Here is a 15,108-nt window from a genome sequence, read left to right as displayed (position 1 = left end):
CGCGGAAGACAGGTCTAGGCCGGGCGGCACGCGCGTCGCGGACCGCGCCGGCCACCAGACCCAGCGGGGTGCCAGCAACGCCTCGATCCCGGCGAGCACCCGCGCGGCCTGGCCGGCCCCGGCCAGGGGAACCGCGAGCCGCACCACGCCCGGCGCCACCGCACCGCCCGCCCCACGCGGGCCGTCCCTACCCTTCGGACCCTCCGGGCTGTCCGCACCCTCCCGACCGTCCGTGTCCTCCCGACCGGTGCCACCGCTCACCGTGGGCGCGGACGCGGCCCGGGGCCGGTAGGCCACCCCGAGGCCGGCTCCGCCCAGCGGGACCAGGGCGAGCAGATCCCGGCGGACGAACCCGCCGGCCCGCAGCCGGGCGAGCAGGCCCGACTCCGGGTAGGACGGGGATGCCGACGTCACTGGTCGATTCTCACCGGCGGGTCCGACAGTTCGCGCCCCTCCGGGACGGTACTCAGGACTGTCGGGCCAGTACTCATGGTAGCCAAGCCAGTACTCACTGGCAGCAGGGCCAGGGTCCGCGGCACCCCCGGCGGCCGGTGGCAGCCCGGTGACGCGACGCGCCCGAAGAGCTAGAAAGCCGAAATGCCCACGTTGGAAACGTTGAGCGGCAAGAATCCGACGACGGGAGATCAGAACCTTCGCGGGAAGAGGCGGTTTCATGGCAGGGCGGGACAGCGAGTACGAACGCCCCATCCTGCTCAGCTGCGGCGGCTGCGACGTGCGCTGGACGGCGCTGACCGCGGCGCACTGCCCGTCCTGCCACGAGACCTTCGCCGGCACCACCACCGGCTTCGACGCGCATCGGGTGAAGGGGGCCTGTCTTTCCCCGGAACGGGTCAGGTTGCGCCGCGACCGCGGATACTGGCTCAGCGGAGACGAACAGCCGCCCGGCCGCATCCTGCGGGTCTCCGACCGGCAAGGCGGTTCGGCCGGCCCCGCGGGCGCCCGCGGTGGCGCCGGAGGCGGGGCCCGAGGTGGCGCCGGCACGGTACGGATGGCCGGCTGACCGAGCCCTCCCCCTCATCGGACGGTAGGCGGGATCCCACCCGCCGCCTGCGGCCGGGCTGGATGGCCGAGCCGGTCGCAACAGGCGCGACGGCAGGCACAACGGTGGGCATGGTGGTGGGGACGTGCCACCACCACGGTGTACTGGAAGTCAATCTTGTGTTCCCCGGCTGCGGTCCCGCAGCACCCGGACGCCGTCGCAGACCGCTCTCCCCCGTCCAGGAACGCTTCCGTTAGGGTAAAGGGGCCCGGCAGTGAAGATTCGACCGAGATGGCACGCTTAAAGCCCGTGCCGGTTTTTCTCCGGCCAAGCTATGACGTTCGACGTCGTTTCTCAACGCCCCGCGCCAGCGCCCACTCGGCGGGCGGCGATCCGTTTGGCGGTGGGCCACCGCACGTCGTGCGCCCAGCCGAGCTTCTCGAACAGGCGGATGAGTGCGGCGCTGGGATCGATCTGGCCGGGCAGGACGCCGTGGCGGGCGCTGGTGGGGTCGGCGTGGTGCAGGTTGTGCCACGACTCCCCCAGCGAGGGTATGGCCAGCCACCACACGTTGCTGGAGCGGTCCCGGGCCGCGAACGGTCGGGTGCCGATCGTGTGGCAGATCGAGTTGATGGAGAAGGTGACGTGGTGCAGCAGCGCGATACGGACCAGCGCTCCCCAGAACAAGGCGGTCGCCGCCCCGGCCCAGGACATGCTCCACAGGCCGCCGACCAGCGGCGGCAGCAGCACCGAGGCGGCGACGAGCCAGGGGAAGCGGGCCGAGATCGCCGCGATGTCCCGATCGGCGAGCAGATCCGGGCAGAACGTCTCCGGCGCGGTCCGTTCCGGGTGGAAAAGCCATCCGACATGGGCGTGCAGGAACCCTTTCGCCAGGCCCCTGCCATGATGACCGAAACGCCACGGTGAATGCGGATCAGCTGCCTGGTCGGAGTATTTGTGATGCCGCCGGTGGGCCGCGACCCAGTCGGTCACCCCCATTTCGATGGCGAGGCTCCCGGCAACGGCGAGGATTATCCGCAGCGGCCGGCCGGTCCGGAAGGAACCATGCGTGAACAACCGGTGGTAGCCCACGGTGACACCGAATCCGGTGATCAGGTACATGACGGCACCGATGACCAGGTCGTGCCAGCCCAGCCCCCACCCCCAGGCCAGCGGGACCGCGGCGAGCAGGGCAAGCAGGGGCACGACGATGAAGAACGCGAGCAGGACCTGCTCGCCGAGGGTCTTCGGCTGGTCCGCCACGTCGGGACGGGTCGACCGCCTCGGCCCGGTGGCCCTGGCCGGGAGCGGCGGCCCCGACGGCAGGGTCGGGTCGGGGCGGGACCGGCCCGGCGGACACCCGTCGTAGTCACCGGGCCGGAGTGCTGCGACACGCGCCGCGGCAGAACCGAGGGTGCCCGATCCGAGGGTGGTCGTGGGGGTCGTGGGGATGGATTGGGCCGTACCGGACGTGGTGACAGTAGATTTTACGATAACGGGATCGGTGCTGCCGGATACAGCGGCAGAGGCGGCGATGGCCGACTGCAGTTCGGATTCACGGGACACGTGTTTCCCTCCGTGTCTGGGGGATTGTCAGTGCTACCTGTGGTCGGTTTTCCGGATCGGGGCGTTGGTGCTACCCGCCAGAACCGGGTTGGGCGTACCCCCGCATCGAGGCGCGGAAAGCGGACTTCACGAACACCGTCCGCCCCGGGTAGCAGAGCGTCACGGGCCGCCCACCCGAAAGCCGTGGGCGGCGTCCATCAGGCACGATCGAACGACCATGACACTCACCGACCACCTTCCCCCGACTTCCGGCACCGGCCATGACGACGAACGGGCCCCCCACCCGAAGGACCCCGGCTCGAAGAACCCGGACCTGACCGGCCCCGGCGGGCCCGGCGGCGGGCCCGATCCCGACGCACTCTATGACGCGTTCACCAGGTGGGTCGCAGAGCAGGGGCTGGAGCTGTACCCGGCGCAGTCCGAGGCGCTGATCGAGATCGTCTCGGGGTCGAACGTGATCCTGGCGACGCCGACCGGGTCGGGCAAGAGCCTGGTCGCGGCGGGGGCGCACTTCGCGGCGCTGGCGGCGCGGCGGCGTACCTTCTACACCGCGCCGATCAAGGCGCTGGTGTCGGAGAAGTTCTTCGCGTTGTGCGCGATGTTCGGCGCGGCGCAGGTCGGGATGATGACCGGGGACGCCAGCGTGAACGACACGGCGCCGATCATCTGCTGTACGGCGGAGGTGCTGGCGAACATCGCGCTGCGCGACGGGGTCGCCGCCGACGTCGGTCAGGTCGTCATGGACGAGTTCCACTACTACGCCGACCCCGGCCGCGGCTGGGCCTGGCAGGTGCCGCTGCTGGAACTGCCGCACACCCAGTTCATCCTGATGTCGGCGACGCTCGGTGACGTGTCGCTGTTCGAGGCGGACCTGACGCGGCGCACCGGGCGCGGGACCGCGGTGGTGCGCTCCGCGCAGCGTCCGGTGCCGCTGTTCTACCGGTTCGTCACCACGCCGATGCACGAGACGATCGGTGAGCTGCTGGAGACCCACCAGGCTCCCGTCTACGTCGTGCACTTCACCCAGGCGCAGGCGTTGGAACGGGCGCAGGCACTGATGAGCGTGAACGTGTCGACCCGGGCGGAGAAGGACGCGATCGCGAGGACGATCGGGAACTTCCGGTTCACCGCCGGGTTCGGCAGGGTGCTGTCCCGGCTGGTCCGCCACGGCATCGGGGTGCATCACGCCGGAATGCTGCCGAAGTACCGCCGGCTGGTGGAGCAGCTCGCCCAGGCGGGGCTACTGAAAGTCATCTGCGGCACGGACACCCTGGGGGTGGGGATCAATGTGCCGATCCGCACGGTGGTGTTCACCTCCCTGTCGAAGTACGACGGGAGCAGGGTGCGGCTGCTGTCGGCACGGGAGTTCCATCAGATCGCCGGGCGGGCCGGGCGGGCCGGCTACGACCCGGTCGGCAACGTCGTCGTGCAGGCCCCCGAGCATGTGATCGAAAACGAACGCGCGTTGGCGAAGGCCGGGGACGATCCGAAGAAGCGACGCAAGGTGGTCCGCAAGAAGCCCCCCGAGGGCAGCGTCGGGTACGGCCTGGCGACGTTCGAACGGCTCATCGCGGCCGAACCCGAGCCGTTGACCTCCCAGTTCACCGTGAACCACGCGATGCTGCTCAACGTGATCAACCGGCCGGGGGACGCGTTCGCGTCGATGCGCCACCTGCTCACCGACAACCATTCGGATCGCGCCACTCAGCGCCGGCTGATCCACCGGGCGATCGCGATCTACCGGGCGCTGCTGGCGGCCGGGGTGGTGGAGCGCCTCGACACCCCCGACGAGCTGGGCCGCGGCGTGCGGGTGACGGTGGACCTGCAGCTCGACTTCGCGCTCAATCAGCCGCTGTCCCCGTTCGCGCTGGCCGCGCTGGAGCTGCTCGACCCGGCCTCCCCCTCCTATGCGCTGGATGTGCTCTCGGTGCTGGAGGCGACCCTGGACAATCCCCGGCAGGTGCTGCACGCCCAGCTGTCGAAGGCGAAGGGGGAGGCGGTCGCGGCGATGAAGGCCGAGGGCGTCGACTACGACCGGCGGATGGAGCTGCTGGAGGAGGTCAGCTATCCCCAGCCGCTGGCGGAGCTGCTGGGCGCGGCGTTCGCCCTGTACCGGCGGGGGCATCCCTGGGTCGACGACTACGAGCTGGCGCCGAAGTCGGTGGCGCGGGAGCTCTACGAGCGGGCGATGACGTTCGCCGAGTACGTGGCGTTCTACGGGCTGGCCCGCTCGGAGGGGCTGCTGCTGCGCTACCTGGCCGACGCCTACAAGGCGCTGCGCCAGACGGTGCCCGAGGACGCCCGCACCGAGGAGGTCGTCGACCTGACCGAGTGGCTGGGGGAACTGGTCCGCCAGACCGACTCCAGCCTCCTCGACGAGTGGGAGCGGCTGAGCAACCCGGCCGGGGACGGCGCGGGCGCCACGGCGGGCACCACGGCGAGCGGTGGTGGCGTCGACGAGCGGCCACCGGCGGTCACGGGCAACATCCGGGCATTTCGGGTGTTGGTGCGCAACGCGCTGTTCCGCCGGGTCGAGCTTGCCGCGCTGCGCCGCTACGACACGCTTGGCGAGCTCGACGGCGGGTTCGACGCCAACGGGTGGCGGGCGGCGTTGGAGCCGTACTTCGCCGAGCATGGCGAGATCGGCACCGGTCCGGACGCGCGGGGGCCGGGTCTGCTCATCCTCGACGAGAAGCCGGGGACGCCGGGGACGTGGACGGCGCGACAGATCTTCGACGACCCGGCCGGGGACCATGACTGGGGCTTCAGCGCGGAGATCGACCTGACCGCCTCGGACGAGGCGGGAGTCGCGGTGGTCAGGGTCACCGCCATCGACCGATTCTGACGCCCGTAAAGGGACACGAATCCGCCCCCGCTAGGGTATTTGGTGAGGATCGTCCAATTACCAAGGGGCTGATTGCGGTGACGAGCGCGGACCGACACGACCCAGAGGTCGGGCAGTGGTGGAAGAGCCTTGCGGAGGAACGCAGCCCGGTCGACCTCAGGACCGACCAGCCGCACGCGGCCCGGATGTACGACTACTTCCTGGGCGGCAAGGACAACTTCCCCGTTGATCGGGAGGCGGCCGAGCAGGCACGGGCCGCCTTCCCGGGCGCCAGCATCGCCGCGGTGGAGAACCGGGCGTTCCTGCGCCGGGCGACCCGGTTCCTGGCCACCGAGGTCGGGATCCGCCAGTTCCTCGACATCGGCACCGGCATCCCCACGTCCCCGAACCTGCACGAGATCGCCCAGGGCATCGCCCCCGACGCCCGGATCGTCTACACCGACAACGACCCGATCGTGCTCGCCCACGCCCGGGCCCTGCTCGCCAGCACCCCCGAGGGCCGCACCGCCTACCTCGACGCGGATCTGCGCGACCCGGAGCGCATTCTGGCCGCCCCGGAACTGCGCGACACCCTCGACCTGACTCAGCCGGTCGCCCTGTCCATGATCGCGATCTTCCATTTCATCCCCGACGCGGATGACCCCTACGGCATCCTCGGCCGGCTGCTGGCGGCCCTGCCGTCGGGCAGTTATCTGGCGCTCACCCACGCCACCGCCGACGTCAACCCCGGCATGGAGCAGCTCTTCATCACGTACCGCTCCCGGGGCATCCCCGGGCAGCAGCGCACCCGGGCCGAAGTGGAACGGTTCTTCGCCGGCCTGGAGCTCATCGATCCCGGGGTGGAGATGGTCCATCGGTGGCGGCCGGAGGAGCCCGCCGCCGAGGGCGAGGGGCCGACCGATGCCGAGGTCAGTGTCTACGGCGGCGTCGCCCGCCTCGGGTAGCCATCTCGGGTAACCGCCGGCTCTCACCGGTTGTGCGGCCGCCAGCCGTTGCGGGCCCCGGGCCGGGGGCGGTGCGCTCACGCGGGCGGGTTCACCCGGGTGCGCCGGACGGCTCGAACGGGCCCGCCCGCACCCGCGCACCCTCCCGGCACCATGCCGAACCGGTCCGGGCGACGACCATGGACGGTATCGTCGGCACCGTGAGTATCGTCGGCACCGTGGGCACCGTACGGGTCTTCCTCCTGGACGATCATGAGATCGTCCGGCGTGGCATCCGCGAGATGCTCTCCGAGAACGGTGACATCGAGGTTGTCGGAGAGGCGTCCACCGCGGCGGAGGCACTGCGCCGGATCCCGGCGACGAGGCCGGACGTGGCCGTGCTCGACGCCCGCCTCGAAGACGGCAACGGTATCGACGTCTGCCGGGATCTGCGCTCGGCGCACCCCGAGATCGGCTGCCTGATCCTCACCTCCTACGACGACGATGACGCCCTGTTCGCCGCCATCATGGCCGGGGCCGCCGGCTACCTGCTCAAGCAGATCAGGGGCACGGACCTGGTCGGCGCCATCCGGACAATCGCCGCGGGCCGTTCCCTGCTCGACCCGGCCGTCACCCAGCGGGTCCTCACCCGGTTGCGGGAGGGCCCGGCCGAGGACCGCAAGCTTGCCACCCTCGGCGAGCGGGAACGCCAGATCCTCGTCCTCATCGCGGAGGGGCTGACCAACCGGCAGATCGCCGGGCGGATCCACCTGTCCGAGAAGACGGTGAAGAACTACGTCTCGGCCATCCTGGAGAAGCTGGAGCTGTCCAGCCGCACCCAGGCCGCCGTGTACGCCACCCGCATCGAGAAGTGACGGCGCCCGGAAACGCGCCTTGAAGCGTGACAGCGCCGCGCGGGGATGGTCGCGCCGGACCCGCCGGGCGACGTCAGTCGAGGTGGGCGAGGACCGTCTGCAGGGCCTCGGCGACCGGGACGGCGGTGCGTACCACCGTCGCCGACGGCCAGGGGTCGGCACGGGCCGCCATCGCCCGGTGGATGGCCATCGTCGCCTCCGACGGGTCGGTGCCCGCGGCGGCGCGGCGCCCGATCCGGGCGGCCGCCACCTCCGGTGCCGTCACGCAGTGCAGCTCCACCAGGTCGGCGCAGACGCTTGCGGCGAGCTCGGCGGCGGCCCGGCGGTGACGCGCGCTCGACCAGGATGCGTCCAGCACCACCCGTTCCCCGCGGGCGAGAGCCGCCTCGGCGCGGCGCAGCATCTCGGCGTACGTCGCGTCGGTGATCTCGGGGGCGTAGCGCCCGGTGCCGAACCGCGGGTCGCCGTCCGCGGGGTCGGAGGTCGCGGGGTCGGAGGTCGCGGCAGGCCCGCCCTCACGCAGGGGCATCCCGGTCAGCTCCTGGCGGATCACGTCGGAGCGCAGCAGCACCCAGCCGTCACCGACCCTGGCCAGCCGGCCGGCCAGGGTCGTCTTGCCCGTCCCGGGTAGCCCGCCGACCACGACGAGCTGGACCCGGCCGGCCCGCAGATGACGGTGGGCGACGGCCAGCAGCCGGCGGGCCTCCTCGGCCGCGTCGGGATCACCCTGCCCGCCCCGGATACAGGTCACCTTCGCCCGGACGAACGCCCGGTAGGCGACGTAGAGATGCTGCAACGACCGCGGGTGCACCTCGCCGCTGAACTCCCGGTAGGCGTCGAGGAACTCGGTGGCCTCCTCCGGCGCGCCGAGGCGTTCCAGATCCATCGCCAGGAACGCGACGTCGCCGAGGACGTCACCGAAGCGCAGCCGCGGGTCGAACTCGATGCAGTCGAGGATGCGGGGTCCGTCGCCGAGGCAGTAGATGTCGTCGGCGAGCAGGTCGCCGTGCCCGTCGCGGATCCACCCGGCGCGCACCCGATCGCCGAGCAGGGTCTCCCGGCCGGCCAGGTAGCGCAGCGCCAGTTCGCCGATCTCGTCGACCACCGCCGCGTCCAGCAGGGTGCCACGGTAGGGGGAGATGCCTTCCAGGCCCTCCCGCCACAGCCCCTCCAGGGTCGCCCGGTGCCCCGCCACCGCGATCTCCGGTGAGGTCTCGCACCGCTGGTGGAACACCGCCAGCGCCCGAGCGACCGTGCGCAGTGCCGGGCCGACCCGGCTGCGCCTGCGCACGAGGGTGGACAGCCGCCGGCTCGCCGGCATCCGCCGCATCACGACCAGGTGGTCGATCACCTCACCGGTGTCGTCGAGGAGATCGGCGACCCCCAGGTAGACGTCGGGGGCCAGCCGGCGGTTGAGCGCGACCTCCGACCGGCAGACCGACTCCCGGGTGCGGCGGTCGGTGAAGTCGAGGAAGCCCAGGTTCACCGGCTTCTTGCGCTTGTACACGCGATCGGCGGCCAGGTGCAGCGTGGCGCTGTGCGTCTCGTAGGTCTCGAACGTCTCCAGCTCGGACAGGTACAGGGCGCGCAGCCGGGGCTGGGCTGGGGTTGAGGCGGGGGACGGCGGGTTCGTCGGGGACAACATCCCTCCGGCCGCGTGATGGTCGTCCGCCCCGGTGGAGGGCGTCGCATCCCGCACGTACTGGATGGTCATGGCCCCTCCAGGGGGTCGCGTGGCAGGTCTGGCGGGTCGGGACACGGCGGTCGACGCTCGTCGCACCGCGTCGGACGGTCGGACGGTCGGACGGGTGACGCCGGCGGTGTGGACAGATGAACGCCGACGTCCGATGGCTCCGAACATCATCGTCGCCGCCGGCGAGCATCCTCGCGACCGCCAGAGGTTGCCTACCCGGGGGCCCTTCGGACCATTCGTGGTGGACGTCCGACCCGACCCGGGCCGCACCCGCCAGCGGGCCACCGGATCCGCTGTGCCCGCCCGGTCACCGCACCCCCGCCCGGTACCGGCCCGGTCTAGCCGGCCAGCTCGGGAACCCCGGTCACCGCGGCCAGCTCGGCCAGCGTATCCGCGACGCTGCGGTGATGGATCGCCGTCCAGCCGCGCCGGCGCGCTGCCTCACAGTTCGCGGCGGCGTCGTCGATGAGGACGCAGCCCGGGCCGGGCTGGCCGAACGTGCGTTCGGCGAGGTCGTAGACGGCCGGGTCGGGCTTGCCGATCCCGATCTCATGAGAGTTGATGATGGACTCGAAGACCGACCAGTCGGGCAGCAGCGCGCGGCGCAGCGGCTCCCACTCGGCCACGCTGTTGGTCAGCAGTCCCACCCGCAGGCCGGCGGCGCGGGCGCGCAGCAGCCCATCGACCATCACCGACTCCAGGGTGCGACCGGCATACCAATGGTCCCCGAACCGGGACAGGTCAATGCGCGGCGGGTGGGCTGTCCCGAGGGCGTCCGTGACGAGGATCCCCCAGTCGTGCTGGCTGACCACGCCCCGTTCGAGGGGGCCCAACGTGCGCAGGCCCCACGTCGCCGCCACCTGGTCGAACGCCCGGCGCAACTCGTGGGCGGGTACGCCCACGGCGGCGACCAGGTCGCGGAACGCCACAGCGATCGACGATGTCAGCACTCCGCCGAAATCGCACCAGATCGCCCACGGCGCCGCGCCGGCCTCCCCTGGGGGCGCGGCCTCCCCCACGGGGGCGGGACGTCCCGCGGGCAGCAGTTCGGTCATGTCGGCTCGGCGTCGTGGGCGATCTCGTCGACGCGCTGCCCACTGACCGAGTCGAACAGGTGCAGTCGGCACGCGGGAACCCGGACCCGCAGCGGGGTGCCGACGGCCGGGACGCCGGCCTGGGCCGGGACGGTCACCGCCCACCGGGCCGGGCCGACCTCGTCCGGGCCGACCTCGTCCGGGCCGGCGTCCCACTCGCCGGTCTCCCCCGCCGCGGCGGCCCCGCTCACGCAGTGGACAACGACCACGTCCCCGGTGAACTCGACCACGTCGACCAGCCCCTCCATGACCAGGCCGGCACCGGCCAGGCCGCCCGCTGCCGCGGCCCGATCGGGCCCGGCCTCGATGACGCCGTCCCCCGGCCGCCAGCCGAGCCAGGCCCGGGGCAGCGTCAGCGGTCCGGCCAGCCGCGCGGACAGCCCCGGTGCCGCGAGCGCCCCACCGCCGTTCGTCACCTCGACCAGGTGCAGGTTCATCGCCGGACTGCCGACGAACGCGGCGACGAAGACGTCGGCCGGCCGGCGGTAGACCTGCTCGGGCGTGCCGGCCTGCGCCACCCGTCCGCCGTTCATGACCACCAGATGGGTGCCCATGGACAGCGCCTCGAGCTGATCGTGGGTGACGAGAACGACGGTGTTGCCCAGCTCGCGGTGCAGGCGCACGAGTTCGGCCCGGGCCTGCTGGCGTAGCTGGGCGTCGAGCGCGGAGAGGGGCTCGTCGAGCAGGAGCACACTCGGGCGGCGCACGATCGCGCGGGCGAGGCCGACGCGCTGGCGCTCACCCCCGGAGAGCTGCCCAGGTCGGCGAGCCCCAGCAGGACGCAGGCCTCGGTGACCCGGCGGGAGATCTCGCCACGGCTCGGGCCCGCCCCGCCCGCCCCCCGGCGCAGAAATCCGAGGCGGCCGCGGTTGTGCTTCGCCTCGAGCCGCAGGCTGAAGGCGATGTTCTGCTCGACGGTGAGATGTGGGTAGAGCGCGAAGTCCTGGAAGACCATCGAGACCCCGCGCGCGCCCGGTGGCGTCGCCGTGACGTCCACCCCGTTGATCGTCAACCGGCCTTCGTCGGGGGTTTCCAGCCCGGTGATGACCCGCAGCGCGGTCGACTTCCCGCATCCCGACGGCCCGACGATCACCGTGAAGGACCGGTGCGGAAGATGCAGGTCGGCGACGTCGAGCGCGGGCCGCCCGGTGCCGCCGTACCGGCGCATGATCCCACGGAAGTGCACCCCCCCGCTGGGGGCGGGGAGCTCCGGCGGTGGGGCCTCGCCGAGGATCGGCCGGCTGGTCACGGTGGTGTCGGTCATCCGGTGCTCATCTCAGGCCAGCTTGGAGGAAAGCGTCGGTGATGCGGCGGGAGGCGAAGAGGTAGACGATGGTCACCGGGATCGAGGCGAGCATGGCCCCGGCGAGCAACGGGCCGTACTCCGGGCCCTCCTGGGTCTCGAACATCTGCAGGCCCGGCTGGATGGTCGTCGTGTCCCGGTGGGGCGCGACGAGGGTGGGCCAGAGATACTCGTTCCACGTCGTGATGAACACGACGACGGCCACCGCCGCGAGCGCGGGGCGCAGCAGCGGCAGGACGATGTGGCGCAGCGTCTCGGCGTGGCTGGCGCCATCGAGGGTCGCGGCGCCGAGCAGGGTCGGCGGGATGCCGCGGATGTGCTCGCGCAGCAGCAGCACCGCCAGCGAGCAGGTGGCCAGCTGCGGCACGATCAGCCCGGCGAAGGTGTTGCGCCAGCCCAGCCGGGAGACCAGCAGGAACTGTGGGATCATCAGGGCCTGCGGCGGGACGACGAGGGCGATGACCACCAGCGCGGAGACGAGCCGCTGCCCGGCGTGGGAGAAACGGACGAACGACCAGGCTGCGAGTACCCCGGCGACGAGGTGCAGGATGGTCACACCCGTCGCCATGACGAAGGTGTTCAGCAGCAGTCGGCCGATGGGGAACCCGTCGATGGCGTTGCGGTAGTTGCTCAGGCTGGCCGGGATGGGCAGCGGGTTGGCGCCGTAGATGTCCGCGGGCGGCTTGAACGAGGTGGTCAGCGCCCACAGCATCGGGAAGAGCATCGCGACGACCGCCACGGCGAGTACCACGTGCCGGCCGGCGGCGCGGGTGGCCTGGACATCAGAGCGCGGCACGGCGCCTCCTGGTCAGCGCGGTCAGCGGGGCGGCTAGGGTGGCCGCGAGCCGGGTGGTCGGCCGGTCCCGGTCCGGGGCGCCGAACGTGCCGGCGACGCGGCGGGCCAGCGTCGACAGGCCGAACAGGGCGCACAGGACCACCACGATCGTCAGCGCCGCCGCCGCGCCCGTCCCGGCGTCGAAGTAGGTGAACGCGTAGGTGTACAGACGGTAGTAGACGTTGTCGGTGGTGTTGTCGGGGCCGCCCTGGGTGAGCACGGCGATGTTGGTGAACGTCCACTGCCCGGCGAACACCGCGCACAGGAACGACAGCAGGATCGTGGTGCCACGCAGTTGGGGGACCACGAGACGGCGGGTGATCTCCCATTCGGTGGCGCCGTCGACGCGGGCGGCGTCGAGGCAGCGCCGGTCGATCGCGGCCAGTGCCGCGCCGTAGAGCAGCATGTTGAGCGCGACGAACCGGGCCGCGGTGACGAGCGAGATGGCGGCGAGGGCGGTCGAGGGATCACCGAGCCAGTCCCGCTCGCCCAGGCCCAGCCCGCCGGTGACGACGTTGACGATCCCGCCGAGCGGGTCGAGGACGAACCGCCAGGACAGCGCGTTCGCGACAGGGGCGAGCATCACCGGCAGGAACAGCAGGGCCCGGTAGATGTCGCTGGTCCGACCGGGCCGCTTCCACAACATGATCGCCAGCGCCATCGGGACGACCGTCGCGAAGGGCAACATCACCAGGACGTAGAGGCCGGTGCGGCTCAGCGCCCGGGGGAACTCTTCGCCCCCGAACAGGCCGCGGAAGTTGGCAAGCCCCACGAAGTCCTGGTCGGGTTTGATCAGGTCCCAGTTCGTCAGGCTCAGGTACGCCTCGAAGAGCAGCGGCCCGTAGACGAAGACCGCCAGCGACACCAGCACCGGCGTCTGGTAGAGCCACGGCACGGCGCGGCGTGCCACCGTGGCCGGGAGGACCCCGCGCGGGCGTGCCGCGCGGGGCCGGGTGCCGATCATCAGGAGGAGAGTGCGCGGATCTTCTCGGCGGCCTTGCTCAGGGTCGCCTGGGGATCGGCCCCGCGCAGGACGATCGGTTCGACGGCCTCGTCCTGCAGCACGACGACGGCCTGGTTGGCCTTCGCCCCGCGGAACGAGGTGTAGGGGGTGACGGTGTCGAGCTGGTCGAGGGCCGGTTCCAGCAGCTTCACGATCGGGGTGCCGGCGAGCTTCGTCGCCACGCTCTGTCGCAGCGGCAGGTAACCGATCTTCGAGGTGATGATCTCGAAGCCCTCGTCGGAGGTGAGGAACTTGATGAACTCCCAGGCGGCGCGCTGCTTGGCCGGGTCCTTGGCCAGCACCGCGAGCCCGGCGCCGGAGTAGGTCGGGCGGGCGGGTTTGGTGCCGAAGGACGGCAGACCCGCGGTGCGCAGCTCGAACTTGCCCGCCGCCGCCTTCTGGGCGCTGGCGAGCAGCGCCGTGCTGGTGACGAACATGCCGAGGTCACCCTTGGTTAACGCGGCCAGGGCCGCTTCGGCCTTGACTCCGGGCTGGGCACCCGAGGCGGTCAGGTCGGCGATCGTGGCCAGCGCCTCGACGGCAGGCTGCTTGTCGAGGGTGACGCCGCCGTTCTTGTCCACCAGCGAGCCGCCGTTGGAGTTGACGACCGACTGGGTCAGGTAGTCCGACTTCCCGCTGTCGACGACGCTGATGTAGACGCCCTGCTTACCGGTCGCCTTGATCTTCAAAGCGGCGGCCTTGACGTCGGCGAGGGTCGTCGGCGGGTGTTGGGGGTCCAGGCCGGCGGCGCGGAACAGGTCGGCGTTGTAGTACATGACCGGGATCGACATCGTGAACGGCATCGCCGCGACGACGCCGTTGGTGGAGACGGCCGACAGGATGCTCTTCGAGATGCCGGCGGTGGCCGACTCCCACTCGCTGCCGGCGACCTTCTGGACCGGGGTGATCGGCAGGGCGTCGACCGCCTCGGCCATCTTGCTCCAGCCGATCTGGGCGACGTCGGGCGGATCACCGGCGGCGGTGTCGGTGCACAGCCGGGTGAGGACGTCCTTCACCGCGACGCCCTGCGGCTTGACCATGATCTTCGGGTGCGCCTTGGCGAAGGCGTCGAGCAGTGCCTGGGTTCCCGTACCACCGAGACCCGGGGTGCCGTAGTTGTAGGACAGGAAGGTGATGGTCGCCGGGGTGTCACCTTGCGGTGTCGCGGCCGGGGTACCGGAGGCGGTGTCGCTGTCCGAGCCGCAGGCCGCCACGGCGAGCAGGCCGACCGCGGCGGACAACGCCGTGACGACCAGCCGGGCCCGGTGCCGCCGCGGACGGCGGCCCGGGCGTTCCTGTCCTGCGTCCCGTTCCTGTCCAGCAGCATCGTCGTGCCGGGAAACGGCTGTCACACCAGTCGCCTTTCACGCGTCGGAGCGATTGCGTCACCCGAGGGGTGATCGCGTCCCGGGAACAGGTCGCCGCCCGGGAACAGGGTGCCCCCCACGGGGGGCGGGAAGACGTCGGCGGAGGTCATGCGACGTCGAACTTGCGGGCCGGGGCGGCCAGGTGCACCGGCCCGTCGAACACCCGCTCGGCCTCGGCGCGCCGCGCGGCCAGCCACTCGGGGTCGTCGGTGACGAAGTGGGTGAGCACGAGCTGACCCACCCCGGCGAGCCGGGCCGCCTCGGCCGCGTCGAGGGCGCTGAGGTGGCCGTGGTCGCTGTCGTCGGTCAGCTCGAGGGTGGCCTCGGCGAGAAAGAGATCGACGCCGCGGGCGAGGTCGACGAGGGCGTCGGTCACTCCGGTGTCGCCGGTGTAGGCGAGGCTGGCGTCCGCCGTCTCGATGCGGATCCCGCAGTTCGGTACCGCGTGGCGCAGCCCCAGGGCTGCGCGAAGGTCGCGTGGTGTGACGGCCTGTTGCGTTAAGTGGCTATGAATTGGAGTGTCCGGCGGCGGTCTCCGGCGATGTGTTCGAGGGTTTCCTTGACTTTTCTGACTCCGCGGAGGCGGAGGAGGTTCAGGGCAAGG

Annotated in this window: 12 protein-coding genes and 2 pseudogenes; 4 read left to right on the top strand and 10 right to left on the bottom strand. The window is 71.7% G+C overall.

Annotated elements, in window-relative coordinates:
* A pseudogene (locus tag AC08ON_RS08355) lies at positions 1 to 414 on the bottom strand (hypothetical protein); the annotation flags it as partial.
* A gap of 259 nt (positions 415 to 673) precedes the next feature.
* On the opposite strand from AC08ON_RS08355, the gene AC08ON_RS08350 reads away from it, so the two are divergent.
* The gene (locus tag AC08ON_RS08350) at positions 674 to 1,021 is read left to right on the top strand and encodes an FDXHR family putative zinc-binding protein (RefSeq protein WP_476608500.1); all 348 of its coding nucleotides are present in this window, start codon (positions 674 to 676) and stop codon (positions 1,019 to 1,021) included.
* Between the two features lie 333 nt (positions 1,022 to 1,354).
* On the opposite strand, the gene AC08ON_RS08345 is transcribed toward AC08ON_RS08350, so the two are convergent.
* Complete coding sequence (locus tag AC08ON_RS08345; RefSeq protein ID WP_476616736.1) at positions 1,355 to 2,263, bottom strand: acyl-CoA desaturase; 909 nt, start codon at positions 2,261 to 2,263, stop codon at positions 1,355 to 1,357.
* 520 nt (positions 2,264 to 2,783) lie between these two features.
* Here AC08ON_RS08345 and AC08ON_RS08340 point away from each other — a divergent pair.
* The 3 genes from AC08ON_RS08340 to AC08ON_RS08330 all read left to right on the top strand — a co-directional run bounded on the left by AC08ON_RS08340 (position 2,784) and on the right by AC08ON_RS08330 (position 7,209).
* On the top strand, positions 2,784 to 5,411 hold the full coding sequence (locus tag AC08ON_RS08340; RefSeq protein WP_476616735.1) for a DEAD/DEAH box helicase: 2,628 nt from the start codon (positions 2,784 to 2,786) through the stop codon (positions 5,409 to 5,411).
* 77 nt (positions 5,412 to 5,488) lie between these two features.
* Positions 5,489 to 6,355 carry an SAM-dependent methyltransferase gene (locus tag AC08ON_RS08335; RefSeq protein ID WP_476608366.1) on the top strand — a complete coding sequence of 289 codons (867 nt, stop codon included), beginning with the start codon at positions 5,489 to 5,491 and terminating at the stop codon, positions 6,353 to 6,355.
* Positions 6,356 to 6,573: 218 nt separating this feature from the next.
* Positions 6,574 to 7,209, top strand: coding sequence for a response regulator (locus tag AC08ON_RS08330; RefSeq protein WP_476608369.1), 636 nt, complete (start codon positions 6,574 to 6,576; stop codon positions 7,207 to 7,209).
* Between the two features lie 73 nt (positions 7,210 to 7,282).
* On the opposite strand, the gene AC08ON_RS08325 is transcribed toward AC08ON_RS08330, so the two are convergent.
* The 8 genes and pseudogenes from AC08ON_RS08325 to AC08ON_RS08290 all read right to left on the bottom strand — a co-directional run.
* Complete coding sequence (locus AC08ON_RS08325; RefSeq protein ID WP_476616734.1) at positions 7,283 to 8,923, bottom strand: bifunctional aminoglycoside phosphotransferase/ATP-binding protein; 1,641 nt, start codon at positions 8,921 to 8,923, stop codon at positions 7,283 to 7,285.
* Between the two features lie 317 nt (positions 8,924 to 9,240).
* Positions 9,241 to 9,957, bottom strand: a complete 717-nt coding sequence (locus AC08ON_RS08320) for an HAD-IA family hydrolase (RefSeq protein WP_476608174.1) — start codon at positions 9,955 to 9,957, stop codon at positions 9,241 to 9,243.
* Positions 9,954 to 10,703 carry an ATP-binding cassette domain-containing protein gene (locus AC08ON_RS08315; protein ID WP_476608178.1) on the bottom strand — a complete coding sequence of 250 codons (750 nt, stop codon included), beginning with the start codon at positions 10,701 to 10,703 and terminating at the stop codon, positions 9,954 to 9,956. The genes AC08ON_RS08320 and AC08ON_RS08315 overlap by 4 nt, the downstream gene beginning before the upstream one ends.
* Positions 10,704 to 10,724: 21 nt before the next feature.
* Positions 10,725 to 11,164 (bottom strand): annotated as a pseudogene (locus tag AC08ON_RS08310) (ATP-binding cassette domain-containing protein); the annotation flags it as partial.
* 103 nt (positions 11,165 to 11,267) lie between these two features.
* Entirely contained in the window at positions 11,268 to 12,095 is an 828-nt protein-coding gene (locus AC08ON_RS08305) for a carbohydrate ABC transporter permease (protein ID WP_011436668.1), read from the bottom strand.
* Entirely contained in the window at positions 12,082 to 13,044 is a 963-nt protein-coding gene (locus AC08ON_RS08300; RefSeq protein ID WP_476616733.1) for a carbohydrate ABC transporter permease, read from the bottom strand. The genes AC08ON_RS08305 and AC08ON_RS08300 overlap by 14 nt, the downstream gene beginning before the upstream one ends.
* Before the next feature lie 53 nt (positions 13,045 to 13,097).
* A complete protein-coding gene (locus tag AC08ON_RS08295) occupies positions 13,098 to 14,489 on the bottom strand; it encodes an ABC transporter substrate-binding protein (protein ID WP_476608176.1) in 1,392 nt (463 codons plus the stop codon).
* A 121-nt stretch (positions 14,490 to 14,610) separates the two neighbouring features.
* Positions 14,611 to 15,108 (bottom strand): MBL fold metallo-hydrolase (locus AC08ON_RS08290; RefSeq protein ID WP_476616732.1); only part of this gene is annotated, 498 nt, incomplete at its 5' end.

The organism is Frankia sp. CoWAU3, assembly GCF_977971855.1.
This window is presented reverse-complemented; position numbering and strand designations above follow the sequence as displayed.